We start from the raw sequence: 17,594 nt of genomic DNA on the forward strand, positions 1-17,594 counted from the left end.
CATCAAATATCAGGACTATGCACAGCATCATTTATCAAATCAGCAACCAACCGATAAGCAAGGAAGAACATATCGGAGTTGACCACATCGAAGCAGGGGACATGACTTCCCTTGATTATGCTTATGAGAGTAGCGAAGAGGAACGCAAAGAGAACATCCGCTGCCTTGTGGAGCACATATTGCCAAAAGAGATGTTTTCCCTTAACGAGGACGGAGAAACGATTGTATACCAAAGCGGTTTTGCGGAATGGCGAAAAAGCTATCTTGACACCATCCATACAAGGATGGCAGACATCAACGAGGAGAACATCATGAAATGGGTCGGTCCGGCTTACCAACTACAGAAAGCCATCCTCAATCCGCTTTGCACCGATGCGCTCTTTGTAACGGACTTCTCTAACGGGTACGGACTGGCGGAACGGTCGAGGGAACTGATGACCATCATAGGCAATCTTGAAATCGGGGACAAACTCTATGTTGGGGCGGTTTTCGGGTATCATTTCTAACATACGGACACATATAATCAGAACGGATATGAAAGGAACAGAACAATTCAAGGAGATTATCAAGAACTATCTTGACAACAGGGCAAAAGAGGATGAACTCTTCCGTGCCAAGTATGAAACCACAGAACGAACCATTGACGATGTGGTCACTTATATACTGAATGAGGTGAAGCAGTCGGGATGTTGCGGTTTCTCCGACATGGAGGTATTTTCAATGGCGGTACATGCTATTGATGAGCTTACACTGGAAATCGGAAAGCCTGTTAACTGTGATGTGGTGGTGAACCGTCATATAGACCTGACCGAGGAGGAAAAGGCGGAGCAAAAGGCACTCGCCCTCAAACGCTACCAAGAGGAGGAGCTGCGCAAGTTGCAAGTGCGCCACTCCAAGCCAAGGACAAGCAAGCCGCAAGAGACGAAACAACCCCAACCCTCACTTTTTGATTTTTAAGCCATGAAACCGAGAACGAAATTTGAAAAAACGGTGGCAGCCTCCAACGAGAGGCTGGCCGCCATCAGCTCAAAAGCGGTTGATTGGGCTATACGGAACGTCGTGAAACATATTTCTTTCCGCACATCGGGGCATAAATGCACGTGTGGCGATTGTGGAGGGGAGTTTGACTATAAGGGAAAAGGAAAGTCTGCACGTTGCCCCCACTGTGGACACCGTTTGCAGACGGTTGATACGTTGGCACGCAAGAATAAAGAGGCATGCTACTTTTCCACCCTTGAAGCGGTGGACGGTATGCAAGTGCAGCGTGTGTTCCTGCTGACTGTCAACTACAGGAAAGGCAAGCCAATGGAAGCCTTTTGTAACGAGGTGTGCCGTCTGTGGCTTGACAGCAAAGGAAAGACTGCCGTCACTTCATTGGCAAGGACTTTGGGTTATTACAAGGACAGCTTCAGTTGGGCTTCATCCATCGAACTGAGGAGCATGACAGATGTTCATTGGGTTATCTCCAATACATACGTCTATCCTTATTATTCCGTCATACCTAAGCTAAGACGCAACGGTATGAAGGGCAGACTTCCCGATACCCATCCCATGCGTTTGGCGAATGCCTTGCTTTCCGACCATCGTATAGAGACGATGATGAAAGCCAAGGACTTACAAGCCGTAGCGTATTTTATCAGCCATCCTCACGACCTTGACAGGTTTTGGCAGTCCTACAAGGTAGCTGCAAGACACCATTATCAACCGGAGGATTATGATATGTGGTGTGACACCATCCGGCTGCTTGACAGATGCGGACGGGACATCCATAACACAAAGTACATCTGCCCCAAAGACCTCAAAGCCGAGCATGACCGTTGGTTGAGCAAGATGAACCTCATGGAGGAGAAGCGCAGGAACAAGGAACGGATGGAGAGAGCCAAAAGACACGAGGCGGACTTCTATAAGAACAAGTCTTGCTTCTTCGGCATCGTCATCCGTGACAATGACATTGAAATTTCTGTGCTTGACTCCTTGGAGGCATACAAGGCGGAGAGCGAAAAGATGAAGCACTGCGTGTTCCAATGCGAGTATTATGCAAAGACTGATACCGTTATTCTGTCGGCTCACGACCGACAAGGCAACCGTATCGAAACCGTAGAGTTCTCACTCACAAAAGGAAAAGTGGTGCAAAGCCGTGGCGTGTGCAACTCCAATACGGAATTCCATGACAGGATTATCAAGCTGGTCAATGACAATGCCCACCGCTTCTTGGAGGCGAAGGTTACAGCATAAGTTCCTGATATGTGTTCTGAACTCCGACTTGCGCCGTGAGGCGTGGGTCGGAGTATTGTAGACCTTTACTCAAAATTCGAGTTGCTGTCGCAACTGTAAAGATGATGAATGGCTGTTCGGTATCAAAGGTTTTAATCTTTGTCAAAGACTTCTCCTGAAATAGATACGATGTCATCTATCCGTAGGATGTCTCCATTCTCCAGTTTAATAGTTCGCTCATATTCGTTGAAAGATTTTATAATGCCGGTAACGGTTTCGTATTTTCCGCCACTCTTTTTATTATCTGGAATAAAATAGATGAAGGTATAGCTGTCCCTTTCCGTGATATTTTCAAGTGCTTGGTTAAGGCATTGCGACAGTTCTTCCATTTCGTCAGAAGAAAGCATAGTTCTTGCGTCTGTCAATCTTGTCGCCTCTGATATGGCATCATCATAGCCGACGAGAGCCGCAAAGGGAGCGAACTGAGCGGCACGGTTTTCCATCGGCATAGGTCTCCTGTTTTTGGAAACATGGTGAGGCAGGTTTATTATATCTTCATATCTACTCATGGTGTCCTCCTATCTGCTGGTTGCGTTCCTTTTGTGTAGCCCCTTCTGAATAGTTCAGGCCTGTAAGAATAGAGTTCTTACCGAATTTCTTTTTTATTTGGATTACTGCCTCCTGACGGCGACGCTCCTTAGCCAGTCTTTCTTTCTCAGCTTTCTCTCGTTCCATCTTTTCATAATCAGGAAACAGGTCAAGCTGCACAACATTATTTACAGGCTTCACTTCCACTTCACTGACAAGGTGGTTTATTGACAAGGTTAGTCTTCGCACCAATAAATCCGGATTAATGATACGGTCAAATAGCTCTCCTATTTTCTCCATGAGAATCTTTCCCGAAGAGGTCGGATGTTCTATATTGGTAGTGCCGTGCGCATGAACCGGAATTTTCCGGCCATAATGGTCTGTGGTAGTATTGCCTTCATATATGCCGTTGGATAATGATTCTATGTCATAGCCTACGGTGAGGACTATCTGGTCTGTCAACAGTTTCTTATCCACAAGTTCAAGAGAAACGGAATGTGCCATTTCAAGCACTACGATACGGGCTTTCTCGACTGTATAGGCTGACTGGAGAACCTGCCCACTGCTCATAGAACGTGTATCAGGGCGATAGGCTCTTACCAAATCCATTGTCACAGGTTCCCATCCCCATGCGTGGTCAATAAGCAGTTCTGCATTAACTCCGAACAATTTGTACAGGAAATCTTCATGTTCCAACGAGCAACGGGCTATATCTCCCATAGTTATAATACCATATTGAGTGAGACGATTTGCTATTCCACGGCCTACACGCCAGAAGTCTGTCAGTGGAGTATGCTCCCAAAGCTGCCGACGATAAGACATCTCATCAAGTTCCGCTATGCGCACTCCATCCTTATCAGGCTGCATCTTTTTAGCTACAATATCCATGGCTATCTTACACAGATACATATTTGTTCCAATGCCGGCAGTAGCAGTAATACCCGTTTTAGCCAGCACCTCACGAATCATCTTCATGGCCAGTTCATGAGCCGTCATCTTATATGTGGAAAGATAGGGTGTTGCATCAATAAACACCTCGTCGATGGAATAGACATGCACATCTTCTGGATCAACATAGCGCATATACACCTCGTAAATACGTGTACTGTATTTGATGTAGTGAGCCATACGGGGCTTGGCCACAATATAGTCTAAGGCAAGGTCATTGTTTGAATCAAGCTTACATTTTGAATAGGATTTTCCCTGATGCCCACGTTGTCGGTTTACCTCACGAACCTTCTGTACCACTTCAAACAACCGTGGTCTGCCGCCTAAACCGTACTGCTTCAAGGCAGGGGAAACAGCCAGGCAAATCGTCTTCTCCGTCCGTGTCGGGTCAGCAACGACAAGGCAGGTATCAAGCGGGTCCAATCCTCGTTCCACACATTCCACAGAAGCATAGAATGATTTCAAGTCTATGGCGATATATTGTTTTAGAATCTCTGAATCCATACTAAAAGTATAACCTTTATAGAACCAACATACATAGTAATATAAGAATTGCAGATATAGCTATCCACATCCATATATTTGTGCCTTTCTTTGATTTAAGCTCGGACATAGAATGTTCGAGTTCTTTTGCTTGCTCTTTTGCGTGATTAAGCTCTTTCAAAGTTTCTGCATTTTGCATGGTAGCCTTTTCCAAACTTTTTTGTAACAGAGTATTCGCATCTTGCATCTTAGTCAGATTCTTGCCTAAGTCTTCCTGCTGTTTTTGATGAATTATTTGAAGCTTTTTCTGGCTCTCATTGAGAGTTTTTAGCTGTTCTTGTAGACTCTGGTTCTGCTTTTGCGCAGCCTCAATTTGTTCTATATGTTTTTTATTTGCTATCTGCTGTTCTTCATCTGCTTTCTTTTGATTCTCTGTCAGGACACGAAGTTTATCTTGCAGTTCTTTGTTTAGTTTATTAGCGGCTTCTACTTGCTCGTTATGCTTCTTTGTTGCTATTTCTTGTGCCTCAGTTGCTTTCTTTTGATTTTCAGTAAGCACACGCAATTTCTCCTGCAATTCTTTGTTCTGTTTATGCCCGGCATCAATCTGTTCTTTGAATTGTTTTTTTATCTGTTCTGTTAAAATTGCCCTTGAATGCGTTTTCTTTTCATTGGCACTTTCTACCATTTCTGAAAAATATTGTCCTAAGCCATTTGGTGTAGGAGCACATTTATCTACCAGTTGTTTGATAAACAACTTTTCCTCCACATGGCCAATAGCTCCGATTATAGGTGTCTTTAGTTCTATAATTGCAGCCAATACTTTAAGGTCATCCAATTTCTCGATTCCTCCACCACCGCCTCTTACAATAGCAATTATATCATATTGTAATTTATCAACCTTTTTAAGCTGTGTCACTAACTCTGCTGAATTAGAGAAACTAACCCTGTATTCTTCAAAATCAATAGCAGTACGTGCAGCATTAATACCTGCCTCAAAATCACCCATAGTAATTGAAGTTTCAGCGAAAATTAGTGCTATCTTAGGACGTCGGTCTGATAATAGCAAATTTTCAATGATAGTATCGACATTCTTAAATCCTATTGATGACTTCTTCTGCCTTAATTCAGACTGTTTTATTTCATCCTCACTTATGGCTTGCTCTTTTACAATTTCAATGCGACTAACATTTAGTACAATTTGAATGAATCCTTTTGATGAGATATTTCGATTTAGTACGCCGCCTACACTTACGAGATTTCCGTTTTTCAAGTTCTCTCTCTGTTGTTGGGTTAGCCGTAGTGTGAGTTCTTCTTGACTATCTTCATCTCTTAAAGAGTCATAGCAATATGCCCAATTCCCTTGTTTTTGATTTGCCAGATAGATACCACGCAGATATACAATCTGAGCATTAACAGATTGTCTTGCTAAAACGGAATTGAATATACCAATAATTTCCGATGGCTTATAAATGTTCTGTGAAACAGAAGAGGACTCTTGTTTTATGATTTCATTCATATTATTCTACGTATGGCTTTGGATGATAAAAACAGACAGAAATTAATAGGTAGCATATTGTTACATGGTTCGTTATTCCCATTATTATTCCCCTTTGTTAGAATACCAACAACTTCGTTACCTATAATGGCTGGACCTCCACTACAACCTGCTTTAAGATGTGTGTTTGTTAATGCCCCAAAATAATTTTCTTGCTTATAACACTCTACAAAAGCATCACACTCAATTAAATCAAACCCAGACGTACTTGTTTTGAAACTTATACTCTTTAATTTCATTCCACTTTCAATAACGCCATTGTACAGTTTAAGTTCGCTTTTCACTTCTGGCATGGAGAATACTGCAAGGTCATATTTGGAGGCATCCTGTTCATTTACTTCATAAAACGAGGGCTGCGTAAGATAACGTTTCCTTTTTGATAAAAAAATAAAGGGATTTTCAGAATCCCTTATTACGTGCCCAGGAGTAATGAAATACCCATCAATTAGAAAACCACAACCATCTACGTAGTTGGTGTTTTGAATTGGTAATATGTATTGTAGTAAACTCATTTCAAATCATTAATTATATCTATTATCGCTTTTGAATGTAAGTTTTCGTTTTTCCCCTGTGGGTGTTCGGAACAAATCATAATTGTATTCTTAATTAAGTAAGCTGTAGATTTGTATTCTCCCCATGATTTACATTCAATGGCTTGATCGTAATTCTCATGATTTAGATATGATAGAAAATCCTGAACCCAGTTTTCACCTGTTAGGAATACAATTATCCTGGGGGAAAGTTGTTCAATCTCTATTTCCAATATTTTTAGACAAGTTTCTAATTGTGCGTAATACAGTTCGTTGTTTGGATTACCTCCATTGAATGGGGCGACCTTGCAGACATTACTCCATGCTATATAGCTTGACCAATCTTCTGGGTAATAATATTCAGAGACTCTTTTTATAACCCTCCAAAATGCAGACCGACGTGAATTGTAACCATTATTATTTCCCTCAGAGTTTTCTACCCACTGCATCTGGTCATCTCTATTAAAGATCCTATCAGCAGTATTCCCAAATAATACATCAATATCTTCTTCGTCAGTAATCCATCCATTTGTAGCTCTTCCTACAAACAGAATGCCGGCATGTTCACTCTCTGGAAAGTTACGTCCCCATTGCATACAGAAAAAAGCCTTGGAATATGAAAAACCTTTTACAGATTGTATAAGGCTCTCATATAAAGGATATAATCTCCTTCTTAATGTTTTTGCAAATTCTGCATTCATATGTTATCTATAGGTTGTGAGAATTCTCTTTCATGTCTTGTTTTTCCAATGGATAAACCTGCTATTACTTTTGCACCTGATCCTTCCAAAAGTCTCTTGAAATTTTCCATTGATCTTCCAGATGTAATTACATCGTCAAATAGTATAACATATTTATCCTTAAAATAATCCGAGTTTATACTAAATTGGGCTTGGGCAACTCCTCCCAAATGTTTAGCCTCACCTTCATTCAAAATGTAAACATAATCATAGCCATTTTTCATGCCGGTCAAAGAACAAAGATTTTCAGAAAAATCTTTGTATCTTCTTTCCGTTACAATTTTCTTGGATGACGGAATGCAAACAAGTGTTAGTTTAGAAGCTCTGCTTCCAAAAAACTTATTTATTACTCGCCTTAATAAAGGAAGAATTTCATTCATAGATCTTTTATGCCTGCTCTGGATTTCTAACTCAGATTGTGGCCTATTGGGATTTGCCTTAAAATCCCAGATTAAATTTCTTATATCCCATTCCCTTTCAGATGCGTCCCAGTCGCAAGTCGTAGGATAATAGTAATAGAGTGAAAAGCAATGAAGAGTAGAACGATTGGGTTGTGGCCACGAAGATACATAAGACTTTAAATTACTGATGTCCTGTTGCCGTTTGTATTCTTCCAAACGTATTCTTTCTTCTTCTAATTTTCTAAGTCTTTCAGCTTCTTCCGCTTTTCTTTTTTCCTCTTCAATGCGTTTCTTTTCTTCTTCCTCCCGCTTAATTCTTTCAGCTTCTTGTTTGGCTTTTTCTTTTATTTTCCTCTTTGTGGCATTTACAATTTCCTCTTTTTCAAAGCCTTTTAATAGAGAAATGTACACTATATCCGTATAACAGTCATAGCGACCTTTCTTTAAGCAATCTTTACGGCAGTTTCTTTTGAGGTTGATTAATGTCTGACAGTTTTCTTTCATTCGACTGACAGTAGAAATCAAATCAATAACGACATAACGAACTTGATCCTCAACAGAAATGGGCGATGGATTGATAAATCCATACGGAATACCTCTTATGTTGAGTTGTTCCATTAAATATTTAAAATGATAGTTTGCTACATCCTTTGTCAAAAGTTCGTCAATGGCAAATACTATTTTTATATTCTCATCTTTTTTATAAATCTCACTTAGTTTTCCTATAAAACCTAATAAATCATCATATACTCTTTGGATGAAATAACGCTGCTTTCTATAAAATTGAGGCAAATTTTCCTTATTGCTTTTGTAGGTAGGAAAATAACTTAAATCTACGCCATCAACCTCGCTATATCCCGAATTGAATAAATTCCATACCTTGTATGGTCCGCTTCCTTTTTCACCGTTTACTTTTAAAATTTCAAATGGTATCTCATAAATGTAGCACCCGTAATCTGAAAGTATTTTAGGCATAAGTTTTCTACATTCTGCAGCATATTCCTCTTGTGAATGTATCCATTTTTCATAGAAGGAGGCTTCATCGGCAGATTTTTCAAAAAGACAAATTTCGTCTTCACGCTCTACGATCTCATATATTGATAAATCAGCACTATTTTTTCCATCATCATATGTATAATATCTTTCAAGGGCTGGTAGTCCTTTGGGGTATTTCTTTTTTAGTTGATTATACTTTCTTTGTGCAACATCTAGTTTTTGTATTTCATCTATCTTATGAATAATTATTTCTTTGTCATTTCCATATGTGTTTTGACATTTGTATGCGGAAAGGCCAAACGGATATTGTTTTGCGATTTTAGCATACTCTTCATCTATGCATTTCAACGCATAAGCATCTAACTCGCTTAAATGGAGGCACAAATATTCTATATCACTTTGACTACGATGTGAAAATACCAAGAAACTTTCATGATATTTTTTTCGCCTTTCATTGGCTAAAACTTCATCTTCATATTGAATCCGTAAATCTTCCTTTCTTAGCTCAGCTTTAATACGATCTTCATCCATACGCAACTCGTTAATATGCAAATAAATTTTCTCGTATTCTTCTTTGTCTAGATTGTCTATTGAACGAGGTGCGGTTCTATTTATATGTTCTTGAGGAATGCACTTTTTTTGAAATTCTCTAAATCGAATTAAATCACTGGAATGAAAGGATTCCCATGCTATTTTCATTGGATTTATAAGAGGGTCGGATTTCTCTCCTTTTTTCAATCTTGCTTCATTCTCAAGGCGAATAGCATATTTGCTTTTCCTGTTACCAGGCAATGTTACAGAAACTCCGGGTATATCATTAAGCGAAAGTTTTTTTACTAACTCATAAAATGCGTGTGGATATAGAGAAGCGGCTTGGATAACATCTTGCCTACGCTTGTCATACGCCTTTTCTTCAGCAATTATTTTCTCAAAATCCAAAATTTCTTTTTTATGATTTACAACATACAATTTGTCATTATATGTTGGGCGGAGGTCAAAACAGCTAGAAAGAGTGCCTACAATCTGTTTGCCCCGCCATCTGCGAAATGCTTCAGAGTGGTTATTTACCAAATCATTGTATGTAGAAATAACCTCAGGATTAAGGAAGCCCAGGATACTATCAAATACACCCATATTGATTATCTTATCAAGGTTAATATCTCATCAGGTCTAACAATTGCATGAGAATAGCCTGATTGTAGCAACTCGCTCTTTTCTTTCGTTCCCCAAAAACAAGCCACACTTTCAATGCCTGCAGCATTCGATGCCTGAATATCAATGACTCTGTCACCAAAAGAGATAGCTTTTGAAGCAGGGATTTGCATAAATTCAAGGGCTTTTAGCATCGGAGCAGGATGCGGCTTTATTGGCTTTGCATCATGATAACTCACGATGTATTGGGCTGGAATATTATAAAAAGCTATTAGTCGCTCTATATAAGGACGTGGGGATGTACTGACAATGGCTGTTTTAATGTTATGCTTACGGATAACTTCTAAAACATCAGCCATGCCTGCATACATTGATGTTTGGGGAATCAAGTTATATACCTGACTCCATTCCCTTTTATGTCGTAGTTCTTCTAAACATGTGGTATCAACCAATGTCAAGTCCATATCGAAAATTATACTTCTCATAATCATTAAGTCATTGTTACTAATTTGGCTGGTTGTTTTTACCTGCCGACAATGGATTTTATTCTAATCAATATTCCAGTACGCATCTGGATCGCCATCAAATACATCATCTATATCTTGATCACTCCAACCTTCAACGTCTTGCGCATATGAGCCGTTATACCTTTCATATGTTTCTTCCTCATAAGGGTCATAGTCTGGCTCCTCATTATACGGTTCTTCATAGCATGAGCTGTAATCAGGATTGATCGTGTGTGCCAAAAAGAGACCTGTCACATTTTTTGCACCAAGTGATTTCAATTTATCTGCTGTTAAATTGAATGTTGTGCCTCTTGTGATAACATCATCTATTAAAAGAATATTCTTGTTCACGATTCCAGTTCCGTCAAATCCAAATGATTCAATTGGATTGCCGGTTTTTCCTGTAAGATAACCTGCATCTTTGTCATATTTATTAAATATGGCTTTTTGCTCAACAGAATATCCTTCTTTTCGGATAGCATCTGCTAACTTAGAAAATCTTATGGATGTCTTATGCTCTGTAGAACCAGGAATAAAGCAAACTACCCATTCGCTCTTTGAGTTGCCGGTAATCTCTTTTATTTTATCGAGAAAACTTTTCTTAATACTTTCTGAAAGTTCTCCATTTTTGAAAGCATAGACTATTTCTCTATCCTGCTCCTGTTGAATGTCAGCACTATATCTCTTTGGAAGATATTCTTTAAGATAATAATAATTGTACATATCCAACTGTTTAATGATTCGTCTTTCTCGTGATAAAACAATAAACTCAATAATGACCTTTACTAAAAAAGTGATTGTTGCTGAACTGGATTGATACTCTTATGAGCCTTTTCAATGATAGAACAGGCATCATCTATACCAGTAGAACGGAGAGCGTAAGCCTTCTGTTCCTTCACAAGTTTAATGTTACCTTGAACTTTTTCATTGGAAGTGTCTTCATCTGTCTTATACTCTACAGCAAAAAGAGGCTTTTTGGACTGAATAGTTGCATTAACAGCGTGCATAGTACCACCCTTTACACCTGTTTGGACTACGACAGTAGCATAAGATAGGCCGGCTTGCAATCTATCTCTTGCAACCAAACCGTATCTTCCGCAACTTTGGCCAACAGGGTATTCACTTAATAGCAAGCCTCTTTTTACAACGATCTCCTTTGCCAAATCGAGGTTTTCTTTGGGATATATTGAATCCCAATCAAGGCCATTTGCCAGAAATGCAGTAGTAGCTCCTCCTACGGCTAATGCACCCTGATGCCCAGTAGTATCGCATCCGATGGCAAGGCCTGAGACGATGTTATACCCTCGTTTGGCAAATTCACCAGAAAAATGTTTTCCTGCCAAAATGCCATTTCGAGTAGGCTCTCTGGTTCCAATGACAGCAATTCCAAGCTTTTTCAATACATCAAGATTACCCCTGTAATAGAGAAGTATGGGCGGGTCTAATTTGCCTTCTTCGTTTACGCAAGATTTCAAGATCTCTGGGAAAATGCTTTCATAAAAAGATATTATGCCAACATCTTCACTTTTACATTTTGAAATAATACGTAACGCTACTCGATGTGCATCTTCCAAGTCATCTGCAGTAATGGATTGCAGCTTTTTCCCTTTTAGACTTTTCCAAAATTTGCACAGGCTTTCCATTGTCGTAATGTGAGTGTCTGCTTGATCTGCAATTTTGAATATCGTTTTATTACCAACTCCATCTAACTGTTGAAGGGTAAGAATCATTTCTGTTGATAATGCCATTATTCTATATATTTTAATGTTAGAATTTCAGTTTCGGAAGTGAGTTGACTATGTCAACTGTCTGAACCGAAAGATTTATTACCGAGAGAAGGAGGTCATAAATGTAAGTAGGATTCTTATGCTCACGACTCCACTCATTAGGATCATTTATAATGAGAGATTTTGAATCCTGAGAAACAGCATATCGCTCCATAATCCATTCTATCGCTGATTTACCGTTGACTATATATTCATAGGCTTTCGCCGGAATATTCTCTATAGTAATATGATCATTGTAAATAATACGTGATTTATCAGGAACAAGTTTACCTTTTTCATTCCTAACTTTGGGGAATGTCATCTTATCTACAAAGAAATGGCTATACTTGGTGTAAGCAAAAGGCTTTTCAGCGGAATCTTCCTCAAATACAGCATCAGCGACCTTTGGAGTAACATCGGGACAGGGTGGAACTTGCTCGTAATTCAAGTGCAAATCAGCAAGAGCTTTCCCTGCCTTATAGAAAGCCATGAAGTCCTCCACATTGTCAACGATGGGAATACGTGGAAGAGATTTCTTAAGGTCAGCTGCAAAACGTTCGCGGTATTGCGGAGAATGCAAGATACCATAGACATAATAGAAAATATGCTCTTTAGTGATAGCCTTGGAATTGCCGAAGCGTTTACGCACTTCTTTTAGAATCCAGTCTGTTATGCCATCATGTCTTTTATAACGGTCTTTTGATTCATCTGTGTCAAAAAGCGAGCCTTGAATGTCTTTTCGCTCTTCATACCAATAAAGAGGAAAACATTGGCTTTTGCCGATGAGTTCAAGATCTGGTAGTTGATCAGTAATTATACAAGAAAAGTCCTTTGTTACACCAATACCACTAACACAAATTAATTTGTTAGAAGTGATGCCCGTAGGGAATAATCTTAGTTGCTGATATGTACGCTGAATTAAATCTTTTTGAAAAATAAAATTTTGCTTAGTAAAAGGTCGATAACAGGATTCTACAAACCGCGAATAGTCTAATTTGAATATCTCCTGTTTTTTTGCAGAGTTCTTAAACATATCTGTCCATACTATTTTTGTAGGATCAGTTTGTAATTCATAATTGGCATTTAATGCTAATTTCATACGCTCCGAATTATAGAACGAAATCAATGATTCTATTTTATTGCATAATGATTCTTTTGAAAAATCATACAAAAAAGTATCCTTATTGGTAGCAATACCTAATGATAAGGTAGAAAAGAAAGATTGCTCGTCTATTTTGAACTTCTTCTCAGGGGCTACTGGAATAAGCTGGTCAAAAATGCCATCGCGTTGATTTATCCAATCATGTTTCTCTGTTGGATTTATAACTTCCCAGTCAAGTGTACGACCATGTACCGACTTGAATTTTTTGATAAAGTTTAGCTTCTGTTCACGAGTCAGATAATCTCCTATATCATGATAGTGGATTGTAGCAGCTTTACTATTTTTCGCAGGATTCTTAACAAGAATTGTAATCGTTATAGGTGTACGAGAACCTCCTCCAAAAATCTTTCCACCTTCTTTGCGAGATAATTCCCCACTTGTCCGTTGATTTCCTCGAAGATTTAACACATAAATGTCCGTAAATTCAGATTCAAGACAGGCACGGAAACCATCTTGAGCATTACCGTCAAGCCATGAACCATTACTAATAAATGCCACTATGCCTCCATCTGAATTGTCTGCAATACGGTCAGTAGCCCATCTAAAAGCTTTAATATAACTATCATATAATGCTTTCGTCAAATTAGCTGAGGATTTTGCTGCATAAGTATCAGAAACTCGTTTATCCAATACGGGATAAGTCATATTTGCAGCATTATCATTTGCAGACTTTTGCCCTATCGAATAAGGAGGATTTCCAATGATAACACGAATTGGAGCTTTCTTTTGGCGCAAAACTCCTTCTGAATTTTCTTTGAAAAATTCTTGTGAAAGTGATTGTTGTTTGGTTTCTGCAAGTTGGAAAGTATCTGTTAAGCAAATTCCGTCGTAGTTCACATAGTGATCTGGCTTCATCAGGTCATGATATACTGCTTCTATATTTACATCGGCAATGTAATAGGCAAGCAAGACTATTTCATTGCAATGTATTTCATTGCGATACTTGCGTTCCATGTCTTCGGGTTTAATAAGTCCTGACTGGAGTAGGCGTGTGATGAATGTACCTGTTCCTGTGAATGGATCAAGAATGTGTACATTTTCATCTGAAAGGGATGTGTTAAATTCCCGTTTCAAGATGTCATTGACAGAGTGAATGATGAAGTCCACACATTCAACTGGCGTATAGACAATGCCGAGTTTTTCAACAGTCAGAGGAAATGCACCTTTGAAGAACTTCTCATACAGGTTCTTGATGATTGTTTGCTTTCCTTCCAAATTATCTATATTACCAACATTAACGCGCACGGATTCGTAAAAAGATTCAAGCTCAGTGGTATCTTTCTCAAAGCCACCAACAGTTTCCAGCTGCTCTATCATTTTGTGCATAGAGTGGCTGACTGCATTGTTGTTTACGAAGTTATAATCCGCGAATAAAGCATCAAAAACAGGTTGAGAAATTAGGTGCTGTGCCAACATTTCAATAGCTTGCCCCTCATCCACGGATGGATTTAGGTTGTTCTGCAAGCCTTTCACGAATATATCAAATTCGGACTTAATTGCAGGCACTGTAGATACGAGCTTAGAAATTCGTTCTATGAATTTCTTTGCGATAAGACCTACCTTTTTAGACCAATTTTCCCAATAAAGCCGATCTCCACATTTTTCAACAAGTTTGGCATATATGCCGGATTGCATCTCACCAAAGCGAAGTTGTAATTGGCGCGCAACTTCGGCATCTTCAATGTGCTGTGCATCTTGTTGGTCTTGCTTGTCTGAAATTGCATTATGACCTATGCCCGGCCCTCCAACGACAACTTTTGATGTCCTGTTCTTGTTGAGTGCAATTTTGTTGACTTCTGCATTAAAATGGTCATCATGTGAACGAAGTGCATTGAGAATACTCCACACTGTTGAAAAATAAGTGTTGTTATTCAATGCGTCTTCTGGCTTAACGTCTGATGGCACTACTATGGGAATAATGATATATCCGTACTTTTTTTCGTCAGGCTGTCCCTTGCGGAAATTTCGCATGACGCGGCCAACCGACTGTACAACATCAACTTGTGAATTGCGTGATGAGAGAAATAGAACGGCATCAAGAGCCGGTACATCTATACCCTCGGAAAGACAACGGACATTTGTAAGTACACGGCATTCATTTTCACCTATATTTTCATCTGCAAGCCATGCCAGCTGCTCATTGCGTGCTTGTGAGTTCATAGAACCGTCGATATGACGTGCCTGTACTTCGACAACATGCTCTCGCTCTTCTGTACTAATGGAATCGCGATACTTCTCGCAGATAGTCGGTAATACTTCTGCTGTATTAACCGAAGTACCGGGTGAATGATTGTTTCCAATGGCGGAGCAGAAAGCGATAGCTCTGTGCATCACCGTTGGATCTGCATCCCATGTTGCGTGTTTATCACCACGGATGATTTTGGAAAGGCCATTTACAATACCGATTAACTTTGATGTGTCGTCAAAATTTAATTCGACATTATTAGGGTCTTTTATATCTGAAAGGATATTGTCTGGTAAGTCATCCTCATTCACTGTAAGTACAAGAACTTTGTAGTCCGTTAAAAGTCCATGCTCAACTGCGTATGAGAAATTAACTCTGAAAAACTCTTCTCCGTAAAGTTTAGGGTCGTCCATAGAGCAAAGTATCGCATCTTTTTCGGATGCTTTAATCTTTGCGGATTGCCCATACAAACGAGGGGTTGCAGTCATATAAAGGCGTTTGTTGCCTTTGATATATTCAGCATCATGTATTTTCGTAAAGTTGCTTTCGTCTCTATCTGAAAGTTTAACTCCAGTTGTCCTGTGTGCTTCATCGCAAACGATAAGGTCGAATTTTCCATACGTTCCGGCAGTTTCTTTGAGGATTTCATGTTGGGCTGCATGTATAGCCTCTATGGATTGGTATGTTGAAAATACAACCGTCAGTCCGTTATGGTTCCTATATAATTTCAACTGCTTTGCAATGCTCTTGGGGTTTGTCGTAGCCGGAACAGCAAGGTCAACAACACTGTCTTGCGTATCATCAAAGTCTTTCTTAATTTTTCGTGAAGCACGACTATCCGAACAAATACAAATGCCCTTAATGGGATTTACTGCATCTGCACACCAAGCATTCAGACTTTGCCCTAAAAGAGAAATAGAGGGCACCATAAAAAGTACCAACCCCTTATTGTTCAGTAAATCTTCCGCTATTTTTAATGCGGTATATGTCTTTCCTGTACCGCAAGCCATGATAAGTTTTCCCCTGTCATGTTCTTGAAAATAAGCATGTGCGGCAGACATAGCTCGCAACTGGTGCTCACGTGGCTGTTTGCCCGGAAGCATAGCCTCTTTACCTTTAAGGCCATCAATGAGCAGTTGCCAATCAACTGGAGAGTTCTGTAAATCTACAAGTCCGACCCTGTTAAAAGGAGGATTCTGATTTTGGATTGCATCTTCGGCATTCTTTCCCCAATGGTTTGTCGTTGAAATCCACATCCGTTTTGCAAATGAGGTCGTTTGCAAAGTCTCTGGATCTTTGAATTGGCGGCTTGATGTTGCAAGGAATGAATCTACAGCTGGCTTGTCAATAACTGAATCCTCCTTGTAGCATTTACATTGAATCGCCCAATAATCACCTTCTTCGGTACGTGCAACAAGATCTATACCTGTATCCTTTCCTCCAAGATCTGCACGGCTTGGAAAATCATCCCACAGCCATACTTTAGTGAGGTTGGAATACCGAGGGTCTGAAAGCAGCCAAGAGCGCATCAAACGTTCAAATTGGGTCCCTTTATCCTTTTGTGTAAAGGACTCCGATCTAAATTTATGTAGTATATCGTTGAAAGTCATTGCAATCAAAAAAGTCCTCTCTTGCAGTTATCCGAAGGTTAGCCAAACCATATCACACTACAATCAAGGACATCTCTTATGATACTTCTTCTAAATATTTTATTTCTTATTGGCTCATTTTTTCAGATAAATTCGTGCTATTTTACAAAGGTAGCAATTATACTTGAAATAACTGTCTAATATTTGATATTTAACAGAATATTATCTGATTCTTGTCTATTTACTACCGATTTGAAACGTAATGTATTAGGCAATAGTCTATTTGTATTTGTCAGAGAAAATTTGAAGGACAGTTTCACTTCAAGTCAAAGACATCAAATAAAACTGTCAATAGTATATTACATACTATTTGAAAAGGTGAAATACTATCCAAAGAGAGAACCTTTGAGGCTCCATTTCATTTCACTTCAAAGGCTCTCACATTGATAATGTATCGGAAAGATTAGTCTGAAAAAGATTGCTTTGCTCACAGAAATATAAGGAAACACCCTAATAGTGAGGATTATTGGTGCTTCTTGCTCGATACCATATTACGTGCAAAGTTACTACGGACAGGAGGAACATCAAGTACCATTGTCTTTTTCGGTCGGAGGGCTTGCCGGCAGCCTTCCGCAAATTTTCTCGTATCTCCAAAATTTGGGTATTCCGTCCGCGCTCTCTGACCTCATACTTGCCTTATCCCCCTTTTGTCCGTAGTGTAGGAAACGCACGAAAAACGGTTCTCCCGACCAAGAAGCTCAAAAAGAGCTTCACAA

At 39.4% G+C, this 17,594-nt stretch carries 13 protein-coding genes; 3 read left to right on the plus strand and 10 right to left on the minus strand.

The annotated features are described in order from the left end of the window. Positions 1-17 precede the first annotated feature (17 nt). The 3 genes from BACFIN_RS10845 to BACFIN_RS10835 are packed head-to-tail and all read left to right on the plus strand — an operon-like array spanning position 18 to position 2,235. Complete coding sequence (locus tag BACFIN_RS10845; protein ID WP_004295671.1) at positions 18-506, plus strand: hypothetical protein; 489 nt, start codon at positions 18-20, stop codon at positions 504-506. A 28-nt stretch (positions 507-534) separates the two neighbouring features. After that, positions 535-957: a PcfK-like family protein gene (locus tag BACFIN_RS10840; protein WP_004295672.1), complete on the plus strand. Its 423-nt coding sequence runs from the start codon at positions 535-537 to the stop codon at positions 955-957. A 3-nt stretch (positions 958-960) separates the two neighbouring features. Then, entirely contained in the window at positions 961-2,235 is a 1,275-nt protein-coding gene (locus BACFIN_RS10835) for a PcfJ domain-containing protein (protein ID WP_004295673.1), read from the plus strand. Positions 2,236-2,366: 131 nt separating this feature from the next. Here the strand turns inward: BACFIN_RS10835 and BACFIN_RS10830 are convergent, their stop codons facing one another. From BACFIN_RS10830 to BACFIN_RS10785, 10 genes are all read right to left on the minus strand, one after another. After that, the gene (locus tag BACFIN_RS10830) at positions 2,367-2,783 is read right to left on the minus strand and encodes a hypothetical protein (protein WP_004295674.1); all 417 of its coding nucleotides are present in this window, start codon (positions 2,781-2,783) and stop codon (positions 2,367-2,369) included. Next, positions 2,776-4,254 (minus strand): Y-family DNA polymerase, encoded by a 1,479-nt coding sequence (locus tag BACFIN_RS10825; RefSeq protein ID WP_004295675.1) that lies wholly within the window; start codon positions 4,252-4,254, stop codon positions 2,776-2,778. The genes BACFIN_RS10830 and BACFIN_RS10825 overlap by 8 nt, the downstream gene beginning before the upstream one ends. Before the next feature lie 16 nt (positions 4,255-4,270). Next, positions 4,271-5,752, minus strand: a complete 1,482-nt coding sequence (locus BACFIN_RS10820) for an exodeoxyribonuclease VII large subunit (RefSeq protein WP_004303547.1) — start codon at positions 5,750-5,752, stop codon at positions 4,271-4,273. Next, positions 5,749-6,303, minus strand: coding sequence for a hypothetical protein (locus BACFIN_RS10815; protein WP_004295677.1), 555 nt, complete (start codon positions 6,301-6,303; stop codon positions 5,749-5,751). Before BACFIN_RS10815 ends, BACFIN_RS10820 begins: the two co-directional genes overlap by 4 nt. Further along, positions 6,300-7,022, minus strand: a complete 723-nt coding sequence (locus tag BACFIN_RS10810; protein ID WP_004295678.1) for a uracil-DNA glycosylase family protein — start codon at positions 7,020-7,022, stop codon at positions 6,300-6,302. Before BACFIN_RS10810 ends, BACFIN_RS10815 begins: the two co-directional genes overlap by 4 nt. Then, entirely contained in the window at positions 7,019-9,592 is a 2,574-nt protein-coding gene (locus BACFIN_RS10805; protein WP_004295679.1) for a phosphoribosyltransferase, read from the minus strand. Before BACFIN_RS10805 ends, BACFIN_RS10810 begins: the two co-directional genes overlap by 4 nt. Positions 9,593-9,597: 5 nt before the next feature. Then, on the minus strand, positions 9,598-10,095 hold the full coding sequence (locus BACFIN_RS10800) for an HAD family hydrolase (RefSeq protein ID WP_004303546.1): 498 nt from the start codon (positions 10,093-10,095) through the stop codon (positions 9,598-9,600). Positions 10,096-10,158: 63 nt separating this feature from the next. Further along, positions 10,159-10,839 carry a phosphoribosyltransferase gene (locus BACFIN_RS10795; protein ID WP_004295681.1) on the minus strand — a complete coding sequence of 227 codons (681 nt, stop codon included), beginning with the start codon at positions 10,837-10,839 and terminating at the stop codon, positions 10,159-10,161. A 62-nt stretch (positions 10,840-10,901) separates the two neighbouring features. Next, a complete protein-coding gene (locus BACFIN_RS10790) occupies positions 10,902-11,864 on the minus strand; it encodes a DNA-processing protein DprA (RefSeq protein WP_004295682.1) in 963 nt (320 codons plus the stop codon). 19 nt (positions 11,865-11,883) lie between these two features. Then, positions 11,884-16,839 (minus strand): DEAD/DEAH box helicase, encoded by a 4,956-nt coding sequence (locus BACFIN_RS10785; RefSeq protein ID WP_004295683.1) that lies wholly within the window; start codon positions 16,837-16,839, stop codon positions 11,884-11,886. Positions 16,840-17,594 lie beyond the last annotated feature (755 nt).

The sequence above is a fragment of the Bacteroides finegoldii DSM 17565 genome, from assembly GCF_000156195.1.
GTDB classification, from domain to species: domain Bacteria; phylum Bacteroidota; class Bacteroidia; order Bacteroidales; family Bacteroidaceae; genus Bacteroides; species Bacteroides finegoldii.